This is a genomic window from Xenococcus sp. PCC 7305, assembly GCF_000332055.1.
Classification (GTDB): domain Bacteria; phylum Cyanobacteriota; class Cyanobacteriia; order Cyanobacteriales; family Xenococcaceae; genus Xenococcus.
On the sequence record NZ_ALVZ01000200.1, the window covers coordinates 32,384 to 56,002 of the forward strand.

At 37.5% G+C, this 23,619-nt stretch carries 27 protein-coding genes and 1 tRNA gene; 18 read left to right on the forward strand and 10 right to left on the reverse strand.

Features of this window, described 5'->3' with window-relative positions:
• Positions 1 to 5: 5 nt before the first annotated feature.
• The 12 genes from XEN7305_RS17100 (at position 6) to XEN7305_RS17150 (ending at position 13,250) form a co-directional block, all read left to right on the forward strand.
• Positions 6 to 1,154 (forward strand): acyltransferase, encoded by a 1,149-nt coding sequence (locus tag XEN7305_RS17100; RefSeq protein ID WP_158500414.1) that lies wholly within the window; start codon positions 6 to 8, stop codon positions 1,152 to 1,154.
• Positions 1,155 to 1,486: 332 nt separating this feature from the next.
• Positions 1,487 to 2,398 (forward strand): glycosyltransferase family 4 protein, encoded by a 912-nt coding sequence (locus tag XEN7305_RS17105; RefSeq protein WP_202951295.1) that lies wholly within the window; start codon positions 1,487 to 1,489, stop codon positions 2,396 to 2,398.
• A gap of 67 nt (positions 2,399 to 2,465) precedes the next feature.
• Positions 2,466 to 3,893, forward strand: a complete 1,428-nt coding sequence (locus XEN7305_RS17110; RefSeq protein WP_006510737.1) for an O-antigen polymerase — start codon at positions 2,466 to 2,468, stop codon at positions 3,891 to 3,893.
• A gap of 59 nt (positions 3,894 to 3,952) precedes the next feature.
• Entirely contained in the window at positions 3,953 to 5,047 is a 1,095-nt protein-coding gene (locus XEN7305_RS17115; RefSeq protein WP_006510738.1) for a glycosyltransferase family 4 protein, read from the forward strand.
• Positions 5,044 to 6,216 carry a glycosyltransferase gene (locus XEN7305_RS17120; protein ID WP_006510739.1) on the forward strand — a complete coding sequence of 391 codons (1,173 nt, stop codon included), beginning with the start codon at positions 5,044 to 5,046 and terminating at the stop codon, positions 6,214 to 6,216. Before XEN7305_RS17115 ends, XEN7305_RS17120 begins: the two co-directional genes overlap by 4 nt.
• Before the next feature lie 49 nt (positions 6,217 to 6,265).
• Positions 6,266 to 6,910 carry a bifunctional 2-polyprenyl-6-hydroxyphenol methylase/3-demethylubiquinol 3-O-methyltransferase UbiG gene (locus XEN7305_RS17125; RefSeq protein ID WP_006510740.1) on the forward strand — a complete coding sequence of 215 codons (645 nt, stop codon included), beginning with the start codon at positions 6,266 to 6,268 and terminating at the stop codon, positions 6,908 to 6,910.
• 17 nt (positions 6,911 to 6,927) lie between these two features.
• Complete coding sequence (locus XEN7305_RS17130) at positions 6,928 to 7,707, forward strand: glycosyltransferase family 2 protein (RefSeq protein ID WP_006510741.1); 780 nt, start codon at positions 6,928 to 6,930, stop codon at positions 7,705 to 7,707.
• Positions 7,708 to 7,906: 199 nt separating this feature from the next.
• Positions 7,907 to 9,691, forward strand: coding sequence for a carbamoyltransferase C-terminal domain-containing protein (locus XEN7305_RS17135; protein ID WP_006510742.1), 1,785 nt, complete (start codon positions 7,907 to 7,909; stop codon positions 9,689 to 9,691).
• A gap of 30 nt (positions 9,692 to 9,721) precedes the next feature.
• Positions 9,722 to 10,342 (forward strand): YdcF family protein, encoded by a 621-nt coding sequence (locus tag XEN7305_RS17140; protein WP_006510743.1) that lies wholly within the window; start codon positions 9,722 to 9,724, stop codon positions 10,340 to 10,342.
• Positions 10,343 to 10,438: 96 nt separating this feature from the next.
• Positions 10,439 to 10,549: a DUF1206 domain-containing protein gene (locus XEN7305_RS28715; RefSeq protein WP_144053304.1), complete on the forward strand. Its 111-nt coding sequence runs from the start codon at positions 10,439 to 10,441 to the stop codon at positions 10,547 to 10,549.
• Positions 10,550 to 10,637: 88 nt separating this feature from the next.
• Positions 10,638 to 10,820, forward strand: coding sequence for a CsbD family protein (locus XEN7305_RS17145; protein WP_006510745.1), 183 nt, complete (start codon positions 10,638 to 10,640; stop codon positions 10,818 to 10,820).
• 42 nt (positions 10,821 to 10,862) lie between these two features.
• Positions 10,863 to 13,250 (forward strand): hypothetical protein, encoded by a 2,388-nt coding sequence (locus XEN7305_RS17150; RefSeq protein ID WP_006510746.1) that lies wholly within the window; start codon positions 10,863 to 10,865, stop codon positions 13,248 to 13,250.
• A 51-nt stretch (positions 13,251 to 13,301) separates the two neighbouring features.
• Here the strand turns inward: XEN7305_RS17150 and XEN7305_RS17155 are convergent, their stop codons facing one another.
• The 6 genes from XEN7305_RS17155 to XEN7305_RS17180 all read right to left on the reverse strand — a co-directional run bounded on the left by XEN7305_RS17155 (position 13,302) and on the right by XEN7305_RS17180 (position 16,181).
• Positions 13,302 to 13,574, reverse strand: coding sequence for a GlsB/YeaQ/YmgE family stress response membrane protein (locus XEN7305_RS17155; protein WP_006510747.1), 273 nt, complete (start codon positions 13,572 to 13,574; stop codon positions 13,302 to 13,304).
• A gap of 187 nt (positions 13,575 to 13,761) precedes the next feature.
• Positions 13,762 to 14,316 carry a signal peptidase I gene (gene lepB / locus XEN7305_RS17160; protein WP_006510748.1) on the reverse strand — a complete coding sequence of 185 codons (555 nt, stop codon included), beginning with the start codon at positions 14,314 to 14,316 and terminating at the stop codon, positions 13,762 to 13,764.
• A 31-nt stretch (positions 14,317 to 14,347) separates the two neighbouring features.
• Positions 14,348 to 14,752, reverse strand: a complete 405-nt coding sequence (locus tag XEN7305_RS17165; protein WP_006510749.1) for a DUF2809 domain-containing protein — start codon at positions 14,750 to 14,752, stop codon at positions 14,348 to 14,350.
• A 47-nt stretch (positions 14,753 to 14,799) separates the two neighbouring features.
• Positions 14,800 to 15,381 carry a phycobiliprotein lyase gene (locus tag XEN7305_RS17170; RefSeq protein ID WP_040898386.1) on the reverse strand — a complete coding sequence of 194 codons (582 nt, stop codon included), beginning with the start codon at positions 15,379 to 15,381 and terminating at the stop codon, positions 14,800 to 14,802.
• 87 nt (positions 15,382 to 15,468) lie between these two features.
• Positions 15,469 to 15,957, reverse strand: coding sequence for a crossover junction endodeoxyribonuclease RuvC (locus XEN7305_RS17175; protein WP_006510751.1), 489 nt, complete (start codon positions 15,955 to 15,957; stop codon positions 15,469 to 15,471).
• Complete coding sequence (locus tag XEN7305_RS17180) at positions 15,954 to 16,181, reverse strand: ferredoxin-thioredoxin reductase variable chain (RefSeq protein WP_006510752.1); 228 nt, start codon at positions 16,179 to 16,181, stop codon at positions 15,954 to 15,956. Before XEN7305_RS17180 ends, XEN7305_RS17175 begins: the two co-directional genes overlap by 4 nt.
• 217 nt (positions 16,182 to 16,398) lie before the next feature.
• On the opposite strand from XEN7305_RS17180, the gene XEN7305_RS17185 reads away from it, so the two are divergent.
• The 5 genes from XEN7305_RS17185 to XEN7305_RS29830 all read left to right on the forward strand — a co-directional run bounded on the left by XEN7305_RS17185 (position 16,399) and on the right by XEN7305_RS29830 (position 17,932).
• On the forward strand, positions 16,399 to 16,836 hold the full coding sequence (locus tag XEN7305_RS17185) for an NfeD family protein (protein ID WP_006510753.1): 438 nt from the start codon (positions 16,399 to 16,401) through the stop codon (positions 16,834 to 16,836).
• A 73-nt stretch (positions 16,837 to 16,909) separates the two neighbouring features.
• Positions 16,910 to 16,983: transfer RNA gene (locus XEN7305_RS17190), tRNA-Pro, on the forward strand.
• 14 nt (positions 16,984 to 16,997) lie between these two features.
• Positions 16,998 to 17,345, forward strand: a complete 348-nt coding sequence (locus tag XEN7305_RS29820) for a transposase (RefSeq protein ID WP_006510754.1) — start codon at positions 16,998 to 17,000, stop codon at positions 17,343 to 17,345.
• Complete coding sequence (locus tag XEN7305_RS29825) at positions 17,342 to 17,680, forward strand: hypothetical protein (protein WP_006510755.1); 339 nt, start codon at positions 17,342 to 17,344, stop codon at positions 17,678 to 17,680. Before XEN7305_RS29820 ends, XEN7305_RS29825 begins: the two co-directional genes overlap by 4 nt.
• A gap of 3 nt (positions 17,681 to 17,683) precedes the next feature.
• Positions 17,684 to 17,932 (forward strand): DUF4351 domain-containing protein, encoded by a 249-nt coding sequence (locus tag XEN7305_RS29830; RefSeq protein WP_006510756.1) that lies wholly within the window; start codon positions 17,684 to 17,686, stop codon positions 17,930 to 17,932.
• Between the two features lie 322 nt (positions 17,933 to 18,254).
• Here XEN7305_RS29830 and XEN7305_RS17200 read toward each other — a convergent pair whose 3' ends face one another.
• A complete protein-coding gene (locus XEN7305_RS17200) occupies positions 18,255 to 19,973 on the reverse strand; it encodes an AarF/UbiB family protein (RefSeq protein WP_173399705.1) in 1,719 nt (572 codons plus the stop codon).
• Positions 19,974 to 20,158: 185 nt separating this feature from the next.
• Positions 20,159 to 20,881: an ABC transporter ATP-binding protein gene (locus XEN7305_RS17205; protein ID WP_006510758.1), complete on the reverse strand. Its 723-nt coding sequence runs from the start codon at positions 20,879 to 20,881 to the stop codon at positions 20,159 to 20,161.
• Between the two features lie 40 nt (positions 20,882 to 20,921).
• Here XEN7305_RS17205 and XEN7305_RS17210 point away from each other — a divergent pair, with 40 nt between their 5' ends.
• Positions 20,922 to 21,224: a hypothetical protein gene (locus tag XEN7305_RS17210; protein WP_006510759.1), complete on the forward strand. Its 303-nt coding sequence runs from the start codon at positions 20,922 to 20,924 to the stop codon at positions 21,222 to 21,224.
• A gap of 31 nt (positions 21,225 to 21,255) precedes the next feature.
• Here the strand turns inward: XEN7305_RS17210 and XEN7305_RS17215 are convergent, their stop codons facing one another.
• Both XEN7305_RS17215 and XEN7305_RS17220 read right to left on the reverse strand, forming a co-directional pair.
• Complete coding sequence (locus XEN7305_RS17215; protein ID WP_006510760.1) at positions 21,256 to 22,446, reverse strand: cupin domain-containing protein; 1,191 nt, start codon at positions 22,444 to 22,446, stop codon at positions 21,256 to 21,258.
• 35 nt (positions 22,447 to 22,481) lie between these two features.
• A complete protein-coding gene (locus tag XEN7305_RS17220) occupies positions 22,482 to 23,408 on the reverse strand; it encodes a hypothetical protein (protein WP_006510761.1) in 927 nt (308 codons plus the stop codon).
• Positions 23,409 to 23,619: the final 211 nt, after the last annotated feature.

Consider the following 23,619-nt stretch of genomic DNA (forward strand, 5'->3'; position numbering starts at 1 on the left):
ATACTATGACACTCTTAATCAAGAACAAGAAAAAAGTTTTAAACCTCAAGAGTCTTGATGCGTTGCGAGGTCTTTTGGCCCTATATGTCTTATGCGGTCATGCTCGTTGGCTATTATGGGCAGGACATAGTGAATGGAAACAATATATTCATCCTCTATGGAGTAACATTATTGCTTATTCGTCTGGTTGTTTTCGCTATGGACATGAAGCAGTCATCATATTTTTTGTCTTAAGTGGCTTTTTTATCCATTTAAGAGTATCCAAACAATTAGCAGAAAAAAACGGTTTTCAACTCGATATTGTTTATTTTTTCAAGCGACGCTTTCACCGTTTAATCCCACCTTATGTATTTGCTTTATTGTTAACTTTAATTGTAGATTTAATTGGTCGTGCACTTTATCCTACTCTTTATCATGCTGCCACAGGGGATGTCTTATTAGATAATAACTTTGTCAACAAAGGTTTTTCTTGGACTTCTATTATTCCTGCTTTATTTCTCTTGCCTAGTAGTTTAGGGAAAGATTTTGGTACAAATGGACCTTTTTGGTCTCTTAGTTATGAATTTGTTTACTATCTTTTATATCCTTTATGGCTAACAATTCGTCGTTTTGGAACTTGGCATGGTTATTTAACCGGAATTAGTTTAGCATTAGCCTCAATTTGGTTTTTACCTTCTAGTTTTATTCGCTCAATTTTAATTCATTATCCAATTTGGTTAAGTGGTGCGATTATTGCCGAAATGGTAGTAAGAAAGAGATTACCTAAATGGACAATTTTGATTAGTTGCTTCTGCTCATCAATTGCTTTTATCGCTATTAATCTGAATCTTTCAGAATCATTTAAGTTATTATTTTATACATTATTAGGTTCTAGTATCTTACTGATCGTAATTAGTTTACCTATCATTATTTTTCGTCATCCCCTGCATAGATTTTTAGAATTTTTAGGTATTGAATCTTATACCATTTATATTTGTCATTTCCCTCTAGTGGCTTTTGTTAGTGCTTGGACTATAGAGACTTTTGGGGCAAGACCGATGAATGGATGGTTAGCTATCGGCACGGTGGCTATCACTTTATTGCTCTGCCATTTATTTTTTCTGTTATGTGAGCGTCATTTTATGCATTCACGGCTAAAAATAGAGTCATCATAAAGCTTATGAAAGAATCCTTATCAACTTGGCTTTGCTTTCAAATAGGGGCGAGAGAACATTATGCCATCCCAAGAGCTTTACATCACCAAGGACAATTAGGAGGTTTAATTACAGATTTTTGGGTAAGATCTCGTTCCCCTCTGAATTATCTACCTAAGTCTTATTTAACGAATCTAAGAGAAAGGTTTCACCCAGAATTAGCCGACGCATCAGTTTATTCATTTAATCAATCTTTATTTCAGTTTGAATTGGCCCAAAAAATCAAAACCAAGACTGGTTGGGAAAAAATCATTGCTCATAATCACTGGTTTCAAGAGCAAGCTCTAGAAGTCTTGAAAAAATATACTCACCCACTACCTTCACAAACCACTATTTTTGCATACAGTTATGCCGCTCTCAAGTTATTCCGTTATGCTAAAGCTCAAGGTTGGAAGACAGTTTTAGGACAGATTGATGCAGGCTTGGTTCATCAAGAAATAATTCAACAGAAATTTGTCAACTATCCTAATTATCATGAAAATTTTGAGTTAGCGCCAGCTGAATATTGGCAAGATTGGCTGGAAGAATGTTTTCTCGCTGATAAAATTCTGGTTAACTCCTCATGGTCTAAAAAAGCTTTAGAAAAAAAAGGAATGCCGAATAAAAAAATTTATATTGTTCCTTTAGCTTATCAAAATTCAACTTTTGATCATAATTTTATTAGAAAATATCCTCCTTCATTTTCCCATAAAAGACCTTTGAAAGTATTATTTCTAGGGCGTATAACTTTGGGGAAAGGAATTGCTGCTTTGTTAGAAGCAACAGAATTACTTCAAGATGAACCAATAGAATTTTGGTTTGTTGGCTCAGTAAAAATTCAGGTGCCACAGCGGATCAAAGATAATAAAAAGATTAAGTTTTTAGGTGCAGTTTCTCGTAGTACAACAGCTCAATATTATCAACAGGCAGATCTCTTTTTATTCCCTACTCTTTCTGATGGTTTTGGGCTAACTCAATTAGAAGCACAAGCTTGGCAATTACCGATTATTGCATCTCCATTTTGTGGTGAAGTGGTCAAAGATAATATCAATGGGTTAACATTGCCAGAGGTTAATGGAAATGAAATAACAAAGGCACTATCTTTTTGTCTTAAAAATCCTAATAAATTACAAAATTTTGCAAGAAATTCTCATGATTTTTCTGAGTTTAGCTTAGATAATCTTCAAGAACAATTAGTAAAACTTGATTTAGAAAGAAAAGATTAAAAAATACTGAACAATAAAACTGAAGTGTTTTTTATGGCAATGATAATTAATTAATCGTGAACATCATATGGTAAATTACATTGTTCAAAATCCAAATTCTAAAATTCCCGATCATATTCTCTTAAGCCAAAAATATAGAATCTATCCTATTCTTGGTCTCATGGGAACCTTTTTAGGAACAATACTAGCCCTAATATCTATTCCCAATAATCCCTATCCGGCAGGAGCATTATTTAGCTCAGCATTGATGATGAGTATTGGGCTAGCGATCGCGCCAATGGTGGCTATTTTTCGTAATCCCCAAACAGCCTTAAGAATTGAGCATATTTTGATTTTAGCTCCCATCTATTGGTTGTTATTAGACTTATTACAAGGAACTTATAATTTAGTAGAGGTTAATGTTCTAGGCATCGAAGGAGCTTTTGTTGCAATTGGATTGTTTGTTTCTGGAATTTGGATTGCTAGCTTATCTCGTCCTTGGAAATTGCCGAGATTTCTTGCAAAATCGACTAGTTATGTCCTTGATGCCCCCATAATATTCCGATTTATCCTAGTATTTTTCTCCTTGGGAATTTTTAAATACGCCTATGCTTGTAATTTTAATCCCACAAGAATGATTTATTATTTGGGAACCAATCGGTGGACAGCACCTTGGGGAAGAGGTCAATTAGGTGGATGGGACGCTTTTCTTGATCACCTTAGTTACTTTGGTTACTTATTGCCTACTCTAACTATATTACTCATTCTCAAGAGCCAAAAATTAACGGCAAAAGTAATAATGGCGATCGCACTATCCTTATTCATGGCTGCATTTCTCGCTCATGGTGGAGGACGTCGTATTATCGGAGTGATTTTTGGAGCTGCACTTATTTGTTGGTTTATCCAGTTAAAGCAAATCAAAATCAAACATTTTTTAATCGGAATTATTTGTACCGCCATCTTACTAGCATTTTTACAGTTGATGTTGGAATATCGAGGAGTTGGATTTCAAAAAATCATTCAAACGGGAGAAGTCCAACTCACTCATGAACATCTTCATGTTGACGATAATTTTCTCCGATTAGCTCAAATCATAGATATAGTTCCTCGATATCATCCTTATGTTTATGAAAAACAGGTTTTCTATGTATTAGTAAGACCAATCCCTCGTGTATTTTGGCAAGGGAAACCAACCAATCCTGGATTTGATTTACCTAGTATTCTAGGAAAAAAGGGAGTTTCCCTCTCTAGCTCTGTAATTGGAGAATGGTATCTTAGTGGCGGCTTTCTGATTGTTTTTTTTGGAGGGTGGCTTTATGGTCGTTTAGCTAATTGTGCAAGTTTGTTGCTGATCCAAGATACACAATCAGCCAAATTAGTTTATAGTCTATCAACCATGACTCTATTTGCTGGGAGTCGCTCAATGCAAGACTTAATATTAATGAGTTATGCTATCTTGGCATGGATATTCATTACTGAGTTGGTATTGAGTCGCCAAAGGTCAAAGTCTGTTTGAGAACAGAAGTTGCTATTTACTTTCCATGAAGCCTAACGAAATACAAATAATTTAGTTTGATGTCCAAAACAGTAAGTACCTTAATCGTTACCCATATTCCATCTCCCTATCAAGTAGAATTATTTAATCAAATTGCTGTCAGTAACATTGTAGATTTAACGATTGCTTATATTTATCAAAGTTCGACAACACGATCCTGGAGCCTACCAAAGATCAACCACAATCACATTTTTTTAGATGATGATATCAAAAAATACATAGAAGTCACAAAATTGGTCAATATATTTGACCTAGTAATATTCAATTATTATCAACATCCTCAAATTATCAAACTGATTAACCATCGTGCCGCTAGTAAAAAAGCTTGGTGTTTTTGGGGTGAAAGGATTGGCTATAATCGACTAGGTTACCTCGGAACTTACTATCGTAAATGGAAACTATCAGCCTTGCATCACTCCCAAGCTCCTATCTGGGGTATCGGGAATTGGGCAATTGCGAAGTATCAAAAAGAATTTGGGTCGAAGCGCCATTATTTTAACTTTCCCTACTTTTCAGAACTAAAACATTTTAGTCATTATAAAAAGCAAACATTGTTTGATAATAAATCTAGAAATTTTCTTTTTTCTGGCTCCTTAATCCCTCGTAAAGGAATAGATTTACTAGCAGCTGTATTTTGTGAGCTTGCCGATGAATTTAACCATATTCAACTCAAAATTATGGGTAATGGCAAAATGCGTTTACGGCTGGAGGAGCAATTATCAAAATACCATGATCGGGTAGAATTTTTGGGCTTTCAATCATGGGAAAATCTACCAAATTTTTATCATCAGGCAGATATTCTTTGTGTTCCCTCAAGACATGACGGTTGGGGCTTAGTCGTCCCCGAAGGGTTGGCTTCTGGTCTGCCTGTCATTGGAACAAATCGCACTGGGGCTGCATTAGAATTTCTCAAGGAAGGGAATAACGGCTGGTTAGTTAAAGCAGGAGATAAACACTCTCTTTATCGGGCAATGAAAGAAGCAATTTCGCTCTCTGAAACTGAACTATTATCTTATTCTGCTAAAGCTCAGCAAAGTGTTGTTAAGCATTCTCTAACCGATGGAGTTGAAAAGTTCCATTATTATGTGGCAGAAACAATTAAAGTTTTTCAATGAAAATTCTTCATGTTATTCCCTCAATCGCACTAGTTAGAGGAGGACCTTCCCAAGCTGTTTTAGCGATGGTTAAAGCTTTGATGTACCAGGGCATTAATGCTGAAATTGTCACTACTAATGATAATGGCAATAATTTGCTAGATGTTTCTTTAGGAATTAAAACTGAGTATAAGTGCGTTCCTGTTCGTTTTTTTGCGCGCTATTCCCCAAAAATACACTCTGTAAGGGAATTTGCTTTTTCTGGTCAGTTAACTCATTGGTTATGGCACAATGTGACGAATTACGATCTTATTCATGTTCATGCTATTTTCTCCTATCCTTCCACAGCAGCAATGTTTATTGCAAGACTCAAAGATATTCCTTACATTTGTCGTCCATTAGGGCAATTATGTCACTGGTCATTACAACAGGGCTATCAAAAAAAACGAGCTTATCTTGGTTTAATTGAAAAAGCAAATCTTAATGCCTCAAAAGCATTACATTTCACCACAAAACAAGAGCAAAAAGAAGCAGATAATCTTAATTTAAAATCTACTAGTTTTATTTTGCCTCATGGGATATCTATTCCTGTTCCCATTCCAGAAGCAAGAATCAAATTAAGAAATAAATTACAAGTAGCAGATAACGAAACAATTATCTTATTTCTTGCTCGATTGCATCCTAAAAAAGGATTAGATTATTTGATTTCAGCTTTGGGCAAGTTAACTCATAAATCTTTCATTTTTGTTTTGGCAGGAAATGGAGATCCTGGATATGAAATCGAGGTAGAAAACCTACTTCATCAACACAATATATCTGCTTGTACCCATCGAGTTGGTTTTGTTCAGGGAGAATATAAAAATTTGCTACTACAAGGTGCAGACATTTTTGCTCTGACATCCCATTCAGAGAATTTTGGGGTTGCTGTAATAGAAGCTTTGGCAGCAGGTATTCCTGCTTTAATTACCCCTGGTGTTGCTTTAGCTTCTATATTAGAACAGGAACAAATTGGTTATGTTACAAATTTAAATTCAGATGCTATTGCTTCATCATTTGAATATTGTTTGAATAATCTGCCAGAACTTAAGGAAAAGGGCGATCGCGCCAAAAAATTTATTTTAGAAAATTACACTTGGAATAGTATTGCTTTAAAATTAGTTGATACATACCAAGGGGTTATTAACTCATAATATTTGTGCTATGACTTAGCAGTAATTACGTAGGATAATTGGATAAAATATGACTTCTACAATTAATAATTATGAATACTCTTATAAAAATTCACAACCAGGTTGCCATCATCGATATTTATTATCTCCATTGCTTCTCTTGTTAGACCGAACTAACTCGTCTATAAAACAAAACATTACTGTCTTAGACATTGGATGTGGTAACGGTAGTTTGACCAACGAAATTGCTAGCCAAGGTTATCAAATGACGGGGATAGAAGAATCAGCATCTGGAGTGAAAACTGCAAGAGAGTATTATTCTAATTGTCAGTTTTTTCAAGGTAGCATTTACTCAGAACCGCCCAAGGAACTTCAGCAAGCTTTTGATATTGTCATTTCTACTGAAGTAATAGAGCATTTATATTACCCAAGAGAATTGGTCAGATATGCTCGCAAATGCTTAAAGCCCAACGGTAGATTTATTCTGACTACCCCTTATCATGGATATTTTAAAAATTTAGTGTTGGCCATTTTGGGGAAAATGGATAGCCATCATACTGTTCTCTGGGATGGTGGTCATATTAAGTTTTTTTCCGTAACGACATTAAGTGATTTAATAGAATCAGAAGGATTTAGCAATCTAGAGTTTCATTTTGCGGGAAGACTACCTTATCTTTGGAAATCTATGTTATGTTCGTGTGATTTGAATCATTGAGCAGAACAAATTGAATCATGTTAGAACAGATAACCCCTTTAGTTCTTACATATAATGAAGCTCCTAATATTGAGCGAACTTTGCAACAACTCACCTGGGCTAAAAAAATTGTAGTTATAGATAGCTACAGTACCGATGAAACCCTCAATCTTCTCAAACAATATCCCCAAGTAGAATTATGGCAAAGGGCATTCGATACCTATGCTCAACAATGTAACTATGGCCTAGAAAAAGTAGATAGTGAATGGGTTCTATCTTTGGATGCTGATTACTGGTTAACTAATGAACTCATGGCAGAAATCAGAAGCATACCTAGTACTAACCCGATAAATAGCTATCATATTAATTTTAAATATTGTATTTTTGGGAAGCCTTTGAGAGGAACGGTTTTACCACCTCGCCAAGCTTTATACCGCAAGAATTGTGTTACTTATTTCGATGATGGACATGCTCACTTCGTGAAAACACAAGGGCTAACAAGTTACCTAAAAAATTACATTTTGCATGACGATCGCAAGTCTTTAACTCGTTGGTTATGGGCGCAAGATCGCTATATGATTATCGAAGCTGAAAAACTGCGATCAACTCCACTAAACAAATTAAATTTGCAAGATAAAATTCGCAAGCAAAAAATATTTGCGCCAATTATTATGTTTTTCTATTGCTTAATCATTAAGGGATTAATTTTTGATGGCTGGCTAGGCTTTTATTATACTAGCCAAAGAGTATTTGTTGAAATATTATTAGCAATACATTTAATTGAGAAAGATCTTCTTGAAATGTCGCAAGACAGATGAAAAGCTATTAATTATATTGCTTTAAGTATGTTTTGCCGTCGCAAAAGTTAACTTTTTGTTTGCAGAAATAAATATTAAAAATTGATTTGTAGATTTAATAATTTAGAAGTTATAATTCTCGGTTGAGTAATAATCTTAGCGAACTGATTATCATTTCCTAGTTGATTGCTATTAATACAATCTATATTTTGAAAAATAAATGAATATTTTAGGAATTAATGCGTATCATGGCGATGCGTCCGCTTGTTTAGTACAAAATGGTCAGTTGGTTGCTGCTGTTGAAGAAGAACGTTTTCTCAGAATTAAGCATTGGGCCGGTTTTCCTAGTCAATCTATTAGGTATTGTCTGGATGTTGGGGATATTAAAGCTTCTGATGTAGATCATATTGCGATTTCTTTTAATCCTAAAGCAAATCTGAATCAGAAACTATTATTTACGCTTCAAAATCGACCTTCATTGAAGTCACTGCTAGATCGCCTGAGTAAACAAAGTAAGTCAACTAATATTCAAGAAAATATTGCCCAAGCTTGTCAATGTGATGCTTTAGATATTAAGGCCAAAATTCATCATGTAGAGCATCATACAGCTCACCTAGCCGCTACATTTTTTGTCTCACCTTTCTCTGAAGCTGCAATTTTATCTAATGATGGCATGGGTGATTTTGTTAGTACATTGACGGCAGCAGGACAAGATAATCATTTAAGATATTTTGGCCGTAATTACTATCCCCATTCTTTGGGGTATTTATATAATGCGATCACTCTTTATCTTGGTTTTCCAAATTATGGAGACGAGTATAAAGTAATGGGATTAGCTCCTTATGGAGAGCCAGAATATCTAGAGGCAATGCGAAAAATTGTGTACCCCAAAGGAGATAGTTTTGAATTGAATTTAGACTATTTTACTCATCATAAAAATGGGATTGCTATGAATTGGGAAAAAGGAGCCCCAAAAGTTGCACCTTTTCATAGTCAAGCACTGGAAAAATTATTGGGAATTGCCAGAGACCCAAAATCAGAAGTGACCCAAAAACATCGGAATATCGCGGCCTCGCTACAAGCTGTGAGCGAAGAAATAATCTACCATTTAATTAATAAGTTGCATGATAAATGCCCTAGTGAAAACCTTTGCCTAACAGGTGGGGTTGCGATGAATTCTGTTGCCAATGGAAAAATTGCCCACAATACACCTTTCAAGAATATTTATATTCCTGTTGGGGCAGCGGATAATGGCACTGCTTTTGGAGCAGCATTTTTTGTGTGGAATCAAATTCTAAAACAGCCTCGTAGCTTTGTGTTAGAACATGGTTATTGGGGGTCAGAATTTTCTGAAGCAGAATGTCTAAAGGCTTTGCAAAAACATAATTTACAATCTGAAATTTTGCAGGAAGAAAATCTCCTCACTAAAGTAGTTGATGCCCTGTGTGAGGGGAAAGTTGTTGGTTGGTTTCAAGGCAGAATGGAGTTTGGCGCGAGAGCCTTGGGTAATCGCTCTATACTTGCTGATCCTCGAAGAGCAGATATGCGAGATATTATTAATCTTAAAATCAAGTTTCGGGAAAAGTTTCGCCCCTTTGCTCCCAGCATTTTAGAGGAGAATGTCAGCGAATATTTTGAGACTGATACTGCTGTGCCTTTTATGGAAAAAGTTCTCAGCATATTGCCGGAAAAACGACAAGAAATCCCCGCCGTCACTCATGTAGATGGCACTGGTCGCTTACAATCTGTCAGCAGAAAAACTAATCCTTTGTATTGGTCTTTAATTAAAGTCTTTGCTGAGAGGACAGGCGTTCCACTTTTACTGAATACTTCTTTTAATGAAAACGAACCAATTGTTTGTTCGCCAGAGGAAGCCATTGAATGTTTTCTCCGTACTCAAATGGATTTATTGGTCTTGGGGTCTTGTTATGTTGTGAGGCCAGCAACTAATGCTACTCAAGACTTGGATAAAGGCTCGATTGACAAAGTTTTTTCTCTTAAATAACTTGCATAAAATCTAATTCCAACAATTTCGATGTTTGAGATAGTAGTTCATATGAGTCGGAAAAGAGGAAAATATCACCATAAATGCTACCCTTTTCTATGGTCAATCGCTTTGATTGGTATATTTGTTGCGATTATGTCAATTAATATTGCGATCGCGAGTCTCAGATATCCCCAGCCCCAAGCTATTTTGTGTTTGGGAGGAGATCATCAACGAGAAAAACTAGCTGCTAAATTGGCAAGCCAAAACAAGGATTTGCTGATTTGGGTTTCTTCTGGAAGTAATGACCAAATCACCGGGCAAATATTTCACAATGCTGGGTTGTCCTCTGAGCGTTTTTTTTTGAATAATCAGGCGACAGACACTGTCACAAACTTTACAACTTTAGTCCCGGAGTTTAAACAACATCACATCAAGCATCTATACCTGATTACTTCTGACTTTCATATGCCCAGGGCCCGAGCGATCGCGATGATTGTTCTCGGCAGTCAAGGAATTGTGGTCACTCCTATGGAAGTCAGGACCAGAGGCGATCGCCAAGAACCTAAAGTGAAAATTCTACGAGATACCGCACGCTCTATTTTCTGGTTTTTTTCTGGATATGCTGGGCCAGATATCAAAAGAGAAAAAAGCAATAATTTTAATAATTAAATACTTAAAAGTTTTACTTAACTATCTTGAGCTAGATTAAACTTTGACATCAATTAAATAAACTACAAATAAATAAAAATGTTTATTTTAATTATCATGGAAACATTAGCAAGATTTGGCTATGTTGCAAAAGGTTTTGTCTATGGAGCTATTGGTCTTTTAGCATTACTCGCAGCGTTTAGTAATGGTCGCATCAAAATGAGCTAATCTTTCAGAGGATCAATCTTTTGATAGATGAATCATGTTTTGAATTCTCGTTAATATACTTGAAAATTAATACAGGTGAATTATAAAAATGAGTATTGAAGATAGAATGAAGGCTACAGCCAAAAACATTGAAGGGAAAGTTCAAGAAGCTGTAGGAGAAGTTACTGGGAACCCTCAAGATAAAGCTGAAGGAAAAGAAAAACAAGCTGAAGCTCAAGTTCAGCATAGTGTGGAGAACGTTAAAGACAATATCAAAAAAGCAATTAGCTAGATTAATTATCCTGTTTTCTGCATTTTTGTCAGGGTTTGGCAATTGCCAAGCCTTTTTGCTGGCAAACAAAGACTCAATGAGACTACTAACTTTAGAAAAATAGACTACAAGTTTTCAACCTTGAATCCGCTGCCATCCGCTCTTGATTATCTACCAAAAATTACCGATTTGCCTTTAGTTCTTGCTGGGCCAATACTACGTCGTACAGAACCAGACAAAGTTACAGTTTGGCTAGCATTGAAGGAAGCGCGATCGCTTTCCCTAAAGATTTACATGACAAAAGATCAGGGGGCAACTATCGAAAAATTGCTACTCCAAGGCAGCAATCAGACAGTTCAATTGGGCAAAAATCTACATTTGGTTGCTATTACTGCTGGCTCAACTGATGATATTCTGCTTCAGCCTGGGGAAATATACGCCTATAATATATATAATAATTGCAGCAAAAATGAAGAGTTGAACGACAGCCATAGCTTAATTAATGATCTTGAGATAGGAGACTGTAATCTGAGCTATTTTTCCCATCAACTCCCTACTTTTTCCCTACCCCCACAGGATTTAAATCAACTAAAAATTGTTCATGGTTCTTGTCGGAAGCCTCATGGTGGAGGGATTGATTCACTTTCTTTTTTAGATAATCTAATTCAAGAATCGGCAACGATAGCTACCGCAAGACCTCATCAGCTATTTCTTACAGGAGACCAAATATATGGGGATGATGTTGCCGATCCCATTCTTTGGCTCGCTCACGGAGTTAATGAGCTGTTATTTGGTTGGTCAGAAGAGCTGCCTTTAAAGGCGGGAACAATCTCAGCTAATGACTTAATGCCTGGTCAACGAACAGAAATCGCTCGTGTTGAAGGTGGCTTGACTGCCATGGTCAAGAACTCCCCAGAAGAGGCTAAAAGTCACCTATTTAGTTTTGGAGAATATGCTGCGGTATATCTATTGGCTTGGTGCCCAGTATTTATGCCATCTCGTTTTCCCAAAGGTAAAACTTTATTTAAAAACCAACAACAAGCTCGTCATTGGGAACAAGAAATTTCCGATACAAATAGCTTCATTAAAGATTTAAAGAGTATCAGAAGGGCTTTAGCCAATATCCCCGTCTATACCATCTGTGATGACCATGATGTAAGCGATGATTGGTATCTAAATCGGGAATGGTGTGATCGCGTTTTAGGAAAACCCTTAGGCAAAAGAGTAGTCCAAAATGGCATTTTAGCTTATGCCCTATTCCAGGCTTGGGGAAATACTCCCGAAAAATTTGAGCCTGGAACAGGAGGAGCAAAACTATTGGAATTTGCTTCTCGCTGGTTGGCATCTGCTGGCAAAGATAGCACCGCCAAAACAGAATGTGATCGCTATTTAGGAATTCCTGCTCCAGATATAGCAACGGGGCTACCAAAACTGAACCGAGATCAAGATGTCTTAATCCTTTCACGAAATAGTCAAGCTATTCCTTGGAACTATACAGTTAGTAGTAGTAATCACGAAGTGATTGTTTTAGACACTAGAACTTGGCGAGGTTATCCCGAGGGAGAAGATCAGGGACTGGCACCACCAATGTTGTTATCACCCCAAGCTTTTGAGCAACAATTAGCAATTCCTTTGAGTCAGAGCAAACCCGAAATTGAAGCGACTTTTGTGGTTTTACCAACAAATCTCGTCGCCCTAGATATTATTGATTGGATTCAGCAGTTTGACTTGAGTCGTGATCGCGTTTTTAATAATGATGTAGGAGATTCCTGGAACTTTCACATAGGTGCTTTTGTACAACTATTACTTAATCTTTGTCGACAGCGCGATCGCGTTATTATTCTTTCCGGGGATATTCACTATAGTTGTGCTGTGCGTCTTACTCACTGGTTTCATGACTCGGCAGCAGGCACAGTATTAGCTCAATTGACTTCCAGCGCGATGAAAAACTCAGAACTCCCATCTCGCATAGTTCATACCAAACTAAAATCTTTGCTTCCAGAGAAAACGCAACGCTGGCTAGTATGGGAAAAACTACTAAAAATCCAGCGAATAACTAAGTCTCCTTGGAAGCGAAATAAACAACATTTAAATCTAAATCAACCTATTCCCGATTGTCAATACCGTATTGAATGGATACGAAGACAAGCGGCACAGTCCGTACCTTGGCAGCGAATCTTGAGCAGGAAGAGAAATCAAGATAACCTGTGGCAAAAACTGAAAACCAGGTTAATTTCCTGGTTATGGCGAAATCCTTGGCTACAGGAAGGGCCGGAAGTAGTGGGGAGAAATAACCTTAGCTTGGTGAAGTTCAAATGGTCAAAAGATAGCAAAACCGTGATTCAGGAGACTTACTGGCATCCCCCCTGGAACCAGACTAGCACTGTCAAAAGCTGTTATGAGGTTTCCCTAGAACCAGATGCTTTACCCCCTTTCCCAAAAGCGAAATAGATACATCCAACTAAATCTATTGCAATAAATCATTTAGTTAGTTAGTGGTTATTAAGCACGACGAGTAATCAGCCCCCAAATAAAGATTAATAACATCGCTCCCAACACAGCAAAAATAACACTAGAGATGGTTAAAGCCCCAGCTGAAGCCGCCGCTGCGCCAGAACTTCCAAACAAAACCTGACCAAGGTATCCACCTACGAATGCACCTAAAATACCCAACAATATAGTAGCGAAAATACCGCCACCTTGTCGGCCGGGATAAATTAATTTTGCTAATGCACCAGCAATTAAACCTAATATCAACCAGGCTAAAATACCCATGTTTTACTCCTAATATTTTGATTATTTATGTTTGTCGTTGTTGTGATAACATTACCTATTTCTATAAGTGTATTCTTCTATCCAAAGGAAGATATTCATCATAATACGTCTGGGGTGAATTAGACAAAAGAAGAGAACCTTACAAAATCTACACCAAGCGCAAAAAACAATAACTGTAATAACTAAATTAAAGGCTGCCAATACGATCAAAAGGCCAGAAACGAAATACTGCTTGACCGATAATATTGGTTTCTGGGAGAAACCCCCAAATATGAGAATCATTACTATTATTTCTGTTGTCCCCCATCACAAATAAATTGCCTTCAGGAACCTTAACTAAGGGCATATTATATTGAGGTAGTTGGGCAATATAATCTTCAGCCAACGGTTGATTATTCACATAGACGATTCCCTCTCGCACTGCTACGGTGTCACCTCCTTTAGCGATCGCTCTTTTGATAAAAGCTTGGTTGGTTTCATATCCGCGACTGAGCAACTGTTGTGGTGGTTGAAAAACAATGATATCGCCTCTATGGATCGGCTGAAAATGATAAGAAACCTTCTCGACGACTAGGCGATCGCCAATTTCTAAGGTAGGCAACATTGACCCAGAGGGAATAAAACGAGGTTCGGCAACAAAAACCCGAATCAGTAAAGCAATAGCAAGGGCGATCGCGATCGTAATTAGATTTTCTTTTACTTGTTCTTGCCAAGAAGAAGTCGTACTTTCTTTTGCAGTCATAGTGATAGTTGATAGTTAGAGATATTAATAATTATCTAGATAGTTTGTTTAATTGAATTAAGAGCAGCCAACCTAAAAAACAGCCTAGCGCGTAATGGGGAAAATCCCACCAAGCAAAAGTTGACCCCAAAAGTAGACGCCAGATTATTGTTGAGCGAATTGCGACTGGAACATGAACGAAATATAATTGGGCGAGTTCAATTGCACAGGTGACGACAAACACCCACAAAGGAATCATTGCAATTGCTTTCTTGCCAGAAAAAAACCAAAAGAAAACCAAACACCAAAATATTTCATACAAAATATCTCCTGAATAATCATTAATCCACTCCTGACCAATGCCCGTATAAACTTTGGACAATAAGCCCAGAGGAGTGATCACAAATAGAGATAGTAAAACCAGAAAATGGCGTTTCGTTAAGCTTAATTTTTGCAAAGTTTTGCCTAAAAGTTTACTACTTATTACTCATTACTTATGACTTATTACTTATTAGAGTGATGTCTTTCCACCATTTTGGCCAAAGTTTCCGGTGAGACACAACGACGTTCCGAACAGCAAGTAGTAAGGTTAATGCCATTCATCATTTTTGTCGTACTGACCCGAACCCGAAAATCATCATTAATAAACCAAGCTCGTTCTTGTCCTTGATTGTTATCATAATCTGTGTTGATCGTTAGAATGCCATCTTGGCCAAACCAGTAACGACTCACAACAGGAATACCTTCGACATATCCTTTATTACGGATTAGTTTTCCTGTTAGCCCCGTATCATCATCGGGAATATCAATTAAAATAGCAGCATAATTTTCATTCGGTTCTTTCTCGTCAGTAGTTGCCATCCAGCGAAAACTGGCCCCACCTCTGGCTTGGGCAATATCTACTCCCTGCGCGGAGCAAACTTCTTCGACCCTAGAATCGACCGGTTGAATCACATCAACAATGAGATTAGATCTACCTGATTCGTTTTGGGTAACATCAAAATGATGCACACTTCTTTCGATAAACCAGATCCCCTCACTTTTGCCGAAGAAATCCCTCATTGTCATTGGTGGTTGAAAACGCATCTTTAAATAAAAAGAACAAATAATTTCTCCTAGCAATTATCTCACATAGCAGTTCTCCTATTTAAGGATGGACTACATTGCCTTCACCTAACTAATATTATTTCTCAAACCACATAAACCTGCATAACCAATACCGATCGCATCGACGCTATCATCAATCGGCAAAGACTCTAGCCCAAATAAAACTTGAATCATATCTGCCACATCCTTTTTCTTGGCTTTGCCATTGCCAAGATGGCATTTCCAACTGGACTGATGAAGATATACAGGCAAAATTCCGGTGTCCCGATAACAAACCAAATTAATAACCCCAAAAGCCTGAAGCACTCCTCCAGCGGCCTTGATGCTACGACCAAAAAAAGGCATTTCAATAGCAATATGCTGGGGCTGGAATTCTTGGAGTAGTTCGCTAATGTCTTTCTCTATTTCCAATAATCTTTCAGGAGTCGTTAATTCTTTGGCGGTTTCAATCGTCCCGCAATCAATTATTAATGGTTCCCCCATGGGGGCTTCTTCTAAAATAGCCCAACCCACAATTGCTAAACCAGGATCGACCCCTAACCAAATAGGATTCATTCGGAGATAACTTCTAACTCATCGTGACGAAAATGAGATCTAAACTTCTTTTCAAATTTCACTAGTACAGGTAGGTTAGGACTAATCGGTCTTCCTTGCCAGTCTGTGAGGATATCAATCACATCCCCCTCTAGTCCTTTAATATCAAAGGGTGCTTTTTTGCTTTTGGGATGAGTATAGACAATTACAGATTCTTTAACGCGGACGCGATCGCCAACCTTCATACTTTTTTACTCTCTGAGATTTTCTTTGCTAAGAAAAATTGGATTATTGTTCTTAGCAACTTTACCATTCTTAGAGTCAAAAAGACTACCGATTTACCGACAGGTTTTTGAAGCAGGGAAATATGGAGTAACCTCTCATTCCCCTTTTGATTATGGCTATTATGGAGTCAGACTCAGACAACGGAAATATTGATTACTATCATAAAAGTATTTTAATATGACTTCAATTTCTATAAGTTTAACTATTCTTTGGATTATTGCAGGGATCGCCCTCTGTATTTTGGAATTCCTTGTTCCCAGCGCCTTTGTAGAATTGATGATGGGATTTGCGGCGTTAGTCGTGGCGGGAATATCTTTAGTCACCTCTAATTCCGTATTGTTAGTTGGTTTATGGTTGATTCTTTCGACATTGTTTACTATTCTGTCTCGAAAATTCTTAACCCCTTCATCGAAAAGACATTACTCTGGGGATGACAAAGAAGGCACAATTATATCGTCAATTGAACCTGGTAAGATGGGCAGGGTTTTATATGAAGGTAATTCTTGGCGAGCAAAATCGGCTGACCCTAGTATCTTGATCTCCGATAATGAAAATGTTCATATTGTAGAAATTCAAGGTAATACTTTAATTGTGTTACCAAACAACTATTTATAGATATTTATTAAACAGCCATAATATCTTAATGATTCTCGTAAAATCCCTTATATGCTAGTATGTGGGATAATCACGGGATGTAGCGCAGCTTGGTAGCGCACCGCTTTCGGGAAGCGGGGGTCGCAGGTTCAAATCCTGTCATCCCGATTTGCACTGTAAATATGAAGACAAATCACGATCAACTATTTAAGGAACTGCTAACAACCTTTTTTGTTGAATTTCTCGATTTATTTTTTCCCGCCATCGTTGAATATTTTGATCCTGATTCGATTTCTTTTGTTGATAAGGAATTGTTTGCCAATATCACTAGTGGTCGCAAGAAAATTCTGGATATTGTCGCTCTAGCTAAGTTTAAGGGTGAGGATTCTACTTTCTTAATTCATGTGGAGAATGAGTCTTCTAGTAAGTCTGATTTTAATCGACGTTTCTTTAAGTATTTTTGTACTTTGTTTCTGAAGTATAATGCTCCGATTTACCCGATTGTGGTTTTTTTTATGATTCTCCTTTGAGAATTGATGCTAGCAGTTTTACTGTTGATTTTCCTGATAAGCGAGTGCTTGCTTTTGATTATGAAATAGTTCAGCTTAATCAATTTGATTGGCGTGATTTTGTGGAGAATCGAAATCCTGTAGCTGCTGCTTTGATGAGTAAGATGAATATTGCTCAGGAGGATAGACTTAGGGTTAAGCTTGAGTGCTTGCGGTTGCTGGTTTCTCTTGAAATTGATCCTGCTAGGATGCAGCTTATTTCTGGATTTGTTGATACTTATTTGAATCTTGATGCCATCGAAGAGCAAGCTTTCCAGTCTCAGTTAGATACAATTAATTTGGAGGAACAGGAATAAATTATGCAGTTAACAACTTCTTGGGAACAGCGGGGTATTGCTAAAGGTCGGCAGGAAGGTCGGCAAGAGGGCTTATTAGAGGGTAGAGTTTCTACTATCTTGCGTCTGCTAAATCGTAAATTTGGCACTCTTGATTCTGCTATTACTAATAAAATTTCTGCGTTGAATTCTGAGCAGCTTGATTGTTTGACTGAGGAATTGCTTGATTTTCAATCTTTTGAGGATATTGAACGATTTCTGGTCAATTGCTAATTGGTTATTTTAAGATGGCTTTTTAAACATAGATTAATCACTCTTTAAAGACATTATTAGCTTTGGAAAAGAATTTTTTGTTCATAATGCAAGCGCATTTATGAAAAGTTGCAAGAGAAACTTAAGGATTATTATCAAGAGCAATCAAAAATCAAATCACAAGGAAATAATCAATTGTAGGTCTTATTAGTTTTAGTCTAGGCTAGTGGGCCACCAACTTTGTTTTGAGGAAAAGGCTATAAACCAGACATAGATAGCCTATTTAACCCCAAATTTACTAAGAAAGCGCAATTGAACGCGAAATTCCCCAATTTTCTATTCTTCAACGAAAAGCGATCGCCGTTGGCAGTAATGCCGCGACACTTTCGGAAGAAAAGTCGCGAAAGGCACTAACAGCTAAGCCAAAAATCTTTTGGGGTTTTAAATCTTCTTGAATTAAGCTCCAAATTCTTTGTACTTCTTCAGTATGTAGCCTTTCGTCTTCTGTTAAAGCTCGCAAAAGCTGATCTCTTAGATATTGCCCTTCTTCTGACATCAAATATTGCAGACCTAACTGAGCAGTTGGTAAAAGATCGAAAGCTTGATCGGCACGAGCGATCGCAATCATATTCTCCAATCTTTGCCATTGGAACTTGCCGTCTTGAATCAACACTTCCAACAGACGTTTCCGCAATTGGGGTGATTCTCCAGTTAATAGACGACGAGAAACATAGGGATAAGAAACCTCAACAATCTTAAATTGGGAATTGAGACTTAGGGCCAAACCTTCTTGAGTAATCAAAGAACGAATGATCAGCGCAAATTTCGCAGGAACTCGAAAAGGATATTCATACATCAACTCCGAAAACTCGTCTGTAATGGTTTTGAAATTGAAATCCGCGACACTTTCGCCGATCGCTTGTCCCAATACCTTCTCCAATGCCGGAATAATCGGATTGATGTCAATATCAGGAGTCAGAAAACCTAAGTTAACAAAATCCTTGGCTAAAGCTTGGTAGTCACGATTTATGAGCTGCACAACTGCACTAGCGAGGGTTTCTTTGGTATTTTCATCCAACTGATCCATCATGCCAAAATCAATATATGCCATGCGACCATCGGGGGTTGCAAAGAGATTTCCGGGATGGGGATCAGCATGGAAAAAACCATGCTCTAGTAATTGGCGCAAACCAGAAGTCACCCCAATGCGAATCAGATCATCAGGGTCTAATCCCGCAGCTCTGACGGCATCGAGATCAGTTAGTTTGAAGCCATTAATCCATTCTAAAGTTAAGACTGCACCCCGACTGTATTCGTGATAAATCAGGGGCACCTTAACTTCGGGGTCATCTTTAAAATTCTCGGCGAATTTGTCGGCGTTTTTCGCCTCGTTGACATAGTCGATTTCTTCAAATAACTTGGTGCCAAATTCATCAACTATCAACGTCAGATCATGTCCTAAATTGAGAGGCAGCCAAGGCCCTAACCAGCCAGCACCCCAGCGCATTAGACATAGATCCAATGAAAGTAAAGGACGTAGATTAGGTCGTTGCACCTTGACCGCAACTTCTTCCCCTGAGTACAGAACACCTCGATACACTTGCCCTAGGCTGGCGGCTGCGACAGGATTAGGAGACAATTCTCGATAAACTTGGTCTATGGTGCAACCCAACTGACTTTCAATAATATTGAAGGCAGTATGACTATCAAAGGGTGGCAAATCATCTTGGAGTTTAATTAATTCATCCAGAAAATCTCGACGAATCAAATCTGGTCTGGTGGACAAAGCTTGTCCTACTTTAATGAATGTGGGGCCGAGGCTAGTTAAAATATTTTTTAGCTGGGTAGCTCTGCGTTGCGATGTGGCTACTGGTTGGTTTGTCCAGCGATCCCATTGCAGAAGGAGAAAAAAACTTCCAAAGAACCAGATGATTTTAATGGCACGCCAGATCACTAACCAAGGTCGATAACGATAATATCTGGAGATTTCCTTTTGGTTGTAACCAGTTGGCAAGTCTTCTTCCAAGCTTTGATTTGAATTTACCATTTGATATGGACTCACAAGTCTACTGATTGCCCCTCATTTACAAACGATCTTTTGTCTACAGGTATTTTATAAATATTAGTATACAAAAATACAGATTTCTTAATCCAGCATAATATCATTCTATGAGAACGGCGTACTACTTAATAATTAGTTATATTTTTTTAAGATTTGGTTCATCATTCAATTATTTGTTAAGGGCTTCAGTTGGTGAGTGTTTCTAGCATTTGCTGAGGAGTGAGATTGGGATGGACGACCTTCCCGTCTTTAAACCAGATAATTCTTTGGGTTTGACGGGCGACTTCTGGCTCGTGAGTGACCATGACGACAGTGATCCCGCTATTGTGCAGCTCCTGAAAAATTTCTAGAACTTCTTGGGTTGTGCGAGAGTCTAGTGCTCCTGTAGGCTCATCCGCGAGTAACAGTAATGGTTCATTGACGATCGCCCTAGAAATAGCGACCCTTTGTTGCTGTCCTCCAGAAAGTTGATTGGGTTTATTATGTAGCCGATCGCCTAAGCCCAATTTAATTAAGGCGGCCTTGGCGCGATCGCATCTAACGGTGGGGGGAATCCCCGCATAGATCATCGGGAGCATGACATTTTCCAAAGCAGTCATTTGGGGCAGAAGATGAAATTGCTGAAAGACAAAACCAATCTTATGATTGCGAATCATCGCTAACTGGTCGTCTTCGAGTTGGGAAACATCAAGCTGATCCAGATAATATTTCCCCGAGGTAGGACGGTCTAAACAGCCAATAATATTCATCACCGTAGATTTTCCTGAACCGGAAGCGCCCATAATAGAACAATATTCACCTTGGTTTATGATTAGGTTTACTTTGTCTAGAGCATGTACTGTAGTATTCCCACTACCGTAAATTTTTGATACTTCTTCTAGACAAACTATTATGGTTTGGTGATTCATAAGGTTCAAAATTTACAGTTCACATCATTAAGTAGTTCCCATGGTGCCCCAGATTAATTATGTCATTCGTTCTTTAAAAGATGGTAAATATCTAGTCGCGAGGATTCCCCAGGAACAAGAGCCAAAGGAAGCTAATTACTTATTGGTATTTAAAGTAGACTATGAAGCTTTGTCTTATCTTAATACCCATGCTCAAGATTTCCGCGATCGCCTTAGTGTCGAATCATTATCGCCAACTCAGCTCAAAGCATTATTGAAGCGCTGGAGTTACCAGGGAATCGGGTTAGTAGAAGATCCGCTAATTCCCAATATCAATTTTCTGGAGATCAACAGCCTATCATAGTTGCATCAGGACGACAAATTTACCCTCAAGATTAATCATTGATTTTTTCAATCCTCAGCAATCCTTCCCGGACAAATTTAGTTGCCAATTCAATCTTCCCATTTTCACTAATGAGGCCACCAATATCTTTGACGGCAAAAGAATCTTCTTTTAGTAAAGTTTGTAGAGAAAATTCGGTAAATAGGGGAAAATCTAACGTCTTACGATAAAATTTGACATGAATTTCTTCGTCATCTTTTTCTAGCTTATATACAATATTCTCTCTTCTCGACAATACAGAATTCAAATTTAGTTTATGGACTTGTATCGAATCAAAAAATCTATTTTGATCTTCGGAAGTTTGGCTGGCTAGAAAATTGTCGAACTTAGTTTCTAATAATGAGCCGATATCAACATTATCAATAAAATCATGACATAGTTGCTTGAATTCCGCTTTAAAAGCTTTTTTCTGATACTCAGGAGTAAAAGGATTGGGAATTGCCTTTCTAAATAACAAATTATCTTGGGCAAGGTTGACTATTTCCTGTAGTAGTTCAAAGCGATAACTAGGATGCAATCCTAAAGTAATATGCACTGATGCTTGATCGGTAGTAACCGCATCATGAACCAATCCTCTGGGAATATACAATAGATCTCCCGGTTTTATTTCTTGTTCAAATGTTGGCTCACCCAGTTCATACTTGCCCTTCATAAACTTAGCATGGTTTTGTTTTTTAGTCGGAATTTCTATCGGAGAATGATACAATCTCCAGGTCTTTGTGCCTGTGGTCTGCATGATAAAAACATCATGATCATCGTAATGATAGGCAAATCCCTGGGCATCTGGTGGCGTAATATAAATATTGGACTGTAGGCGAAAATTCAGCTCATTTTCTAAGACATGGCAATAATTAATAAGTTTAATAATTGAACTATTACCACTATTAATAATTAAGGTATTACCCTGATTTAATAAGACAAATAGCTTGTCATTGTCAGCGATTTGAGATAATCCTCTTCTCCATTGAGAAGCCGGAATTTCTCCTCCTTTATTGCATACTCTCAACCCAGAAGTTTGCAAGCTTTGATTCTGAAAAAATAAATCGATATCTTGAGTATTTAGAATGCCATTATAATAATTCTCATCATGACGTGAGATATAAAAATACTCTTTTTCGTAATAATGTTGAAAAAATTCTTCTATGGTATAAGGTGCGATCAAACTTTCTAATTTATAAGACATAATTATCCAACTAAAATTTGCGCAATCAACAATAACTAAGCGAGTAATTTTGTAGTTGTCCCCAACTCTTGTTCCACAAAACTGACTAATTTCTTGAGAGCTCGAAATCTTCGAGGATTTTTGATTTTCCAAAGCTCTATCTGATTCATCAATTGAATAGATTTCTGGAAATGATGCTCTAGTTCTTTCCCTTGTAGCATAGCTCCAGGAAGAGGAAAAAAACGAGCTAAGAGCATAAAAGCATTGGCATCCTGGATTAATTTAAATCTTAATCTGCGCCCTGTTTCTAGAAAGAAAATATGAGATAAAGGCAATGGCTTTAGAGGAAAATCATTTTGGTCTCTAATGATTCGTTTTCTTGAACCTGAAAATAATCTAGGTAAAGAAGGTAAATCATAACCCAGTCCTCTAGCTGCTGATGGCCAAATTTTAAGCTGAGGAAAAGCTGGATAGACCATTGGCTTACCTGTTTCAGCCAAAGAAATTGCCACCATATCATCGGATAAAACTTTATAGCCAGCTTTGGCAAAAGCAGTTGCTGTAGTTGATTTACCTGCGCCGGGAACTCCAGCAAAGACTATTACTTGGTTTGCTATCTGTACAGCACTGGCATGAAGCAGGAAAAAACCCCTTTGGTAGAGAATCAGACCTAAAGCTTCGCTTAATATATAGAGGCTTAGTAATTGAGGATTGATCACATCTGAATCAAGATCCACAATGAGATTACAACCATCTTTAGCTAAAAGAGTTGCTATTCCCGGCCATTGTAAATAGGCTTCTTTGGGATTACCTCCAAATAATACCTCTACATTTTGACGTTTAATCGAAGTTTTTTTAAAATCGGACGGAGGGATAAACTTCTCTTGCTGAATATAGAGATCTTCTCCGGTTCCTCCTTCAATTAATTCGGGAAGTGAAAAGTCAGAGCGAATATTCAAACCATAGGCTTGATAAAAAAACATTTAATTAAATCTAAGGTGTCAGAGACAATTTATGAGGTAGGATGTTTTGCTACTCAAATATACTGATTGTTTCTCAGATTGTCATTCAACGTCAGTTCGACGAATTTTCCTTTTGATTAAATTTCCCAAGTTGAACCACGAATTAATAGGCTTTTCCCTAGACCCCCAAATCCCTAAATCCCCAAATCCTTATTCAGAACCAGTAAATTTT

Excerpts from the sequence above, each read along its gene's own strand:
- XEN7305_RS17210 (WP_006510759.1), top strand. The coding sequence starts at position 20,922 with ATGGTGCCCCAGATTAATTATGTCATTCGTTCTTTAAAAGATGGTAAA.
- XEN7305_RS17100 (WP_158500414.1), top strand. The coding sequence starts at position 6 with ATGACACTCTTAATCAAGAACAAGAAAAAAGTTTTAAACCTCAAGAGT.
- XEN7305_RS17180 (WP_006510752.1), bottom strand. The coding sequence starts at position 16,181 with ATGAAGGTTGGCGATCGCGTCCGCGTTAAAGAATCTGTAATTGTCTAT.
- lepB (WP_006510748.1), bottom strand. The coding sequence starts at position 14,316 with ATGACTGCAAAAGAAAGTACGACTTCTTCTTGGCAAGAACAAGTAAAA.
- XEN7305_RS17170 (WP_040898386.1), bottom strand. The coding sequence starts at position 15,381 with ATGCGTTTTCAACCACCAATGACAATGAGGGATTTCTTCGGCAAAAGT.
- XEN7305_RS17205 (WP_006510758.1), bottom strand. The coding sequence starts at position 20,881 with ATGAATCACCAAACCATAATAGTTTGTCTAGAAGAAGTATCAAAAATT.
- XEN7305_RS17155 (WP_006510747.1), bottom strand. The coding sequence starts at position 13,574 with ATGGGTATTTTAGCCTGGTTGATATTAGGTTTAATTGCTGGTGCATTA.
- XEN7305_RS29830 (WP_006510756.1), top strand. The coding sequence starts at position 17,684 with ATGCAGTTAACAACTTCTTGGGAACAGCGGGGTATTGCTAAAGGTCGG.
- XEN7305_RS17185 (WP_006510753.1), top strand. The coding sequence starts at position 16,399 with ATGACTTCAATTTCTATAAGTTTAACTATTCTTTGGATTATTGCAGGG.
- XEN7305_RS17120 (WP_006510739.1), top strand. The coding sequence starts at position 5,044 with ATGAAAATTCTTCATGTTATTCCCTCAATCGCACTAGTTAGAGGAGGA.
- XEN7305_RS28715 (WP_144053304.1), top strand. The coding sequence starts at position 10,439 with ATGGAAACATTAGCAAGATTTGGCTATGTTGCAAAAGGTTTTGTCTAT.
- XEN7305_RS17135 (WP_006510742.1), top strand. The coding sequence starts at position 7,907 with ATGAATATTTTAGGAATTAATGCGTATCATGGCGATGCGTCCGCTTGT.
- XEN7305_RS29820 (WP_006510754.1), top strand. The coding sequence starts at position 16,998 with ATGAAGACAAATCACGATCAACTATTTAAGGAACTGCTAACAACCTTT.
- XEN7305_RS17110 (WP_006510737.1), top strand. The coding sequence starts at position 2,466 with ATGGTAAATTACATTGTTCAAAATCCAAATTCTAAAATTCCCGATCAT.
- XEN7305_RS17115 (WP_006510738.1), top strand. The coding sequence starts at position 3,953 with ATGTCCAAAACAGTAAGTACCTTAATCGTTACCCATATTCCATCTCCC.
- XEN7305_RS17125 (WP_006510740.1), top strand. The coding sequence starts at position 6,266 with ATGACTTCTACAATTAATAATTATGAATACTCTTATAAAAATTCACAA.
- XEN7305_RS17215 (WP_006510760.1), bottom strand. The coding sequence starts at position 22,446 with ATGTCTTATAAATTAGAAAGTTTGATCGCACCTTATACCATAGAAGAA.
- XEN7305_RS17140 (WP_006510743.1), top strand. The coding sequence starts at position 9,722 with ATGTTTGAGATAGTAGTTCATATGAGTCGGAAAAGAGGAAAATATCAC.
- XEN7305_RS17175 (WP_006510751.1), bottom strand. The coding sequence starts at position 15,957 with ATGAATCCTATTTGGTTAGGGGTCGATCCTGGTTTAGCAATTGTGGGT.
- XEN7305_RS17145 (WP_006510745.1), top strand. The coding sequence starts at position 10,638 with ATGAGTATTGAAGATAGAATGAAGGCTACAGCCAAAAACATTGAAGGG.
- XEN7305_RS17130 (WP_006510741.1), top strand. The coding sequence starts at position 6,928 with ATGTTAGAACAGATAACCCCTTTAGTTCTTACATATAATGAAGCTCCT.
- XEN7305_RS17220 (WP_006510761.1), bottom strand. The coding sequence starts at position 23,408 with ATGTTTTTTTATCAAGCCTATGGTTTGAATATTCGCTCTGACTTTTCA.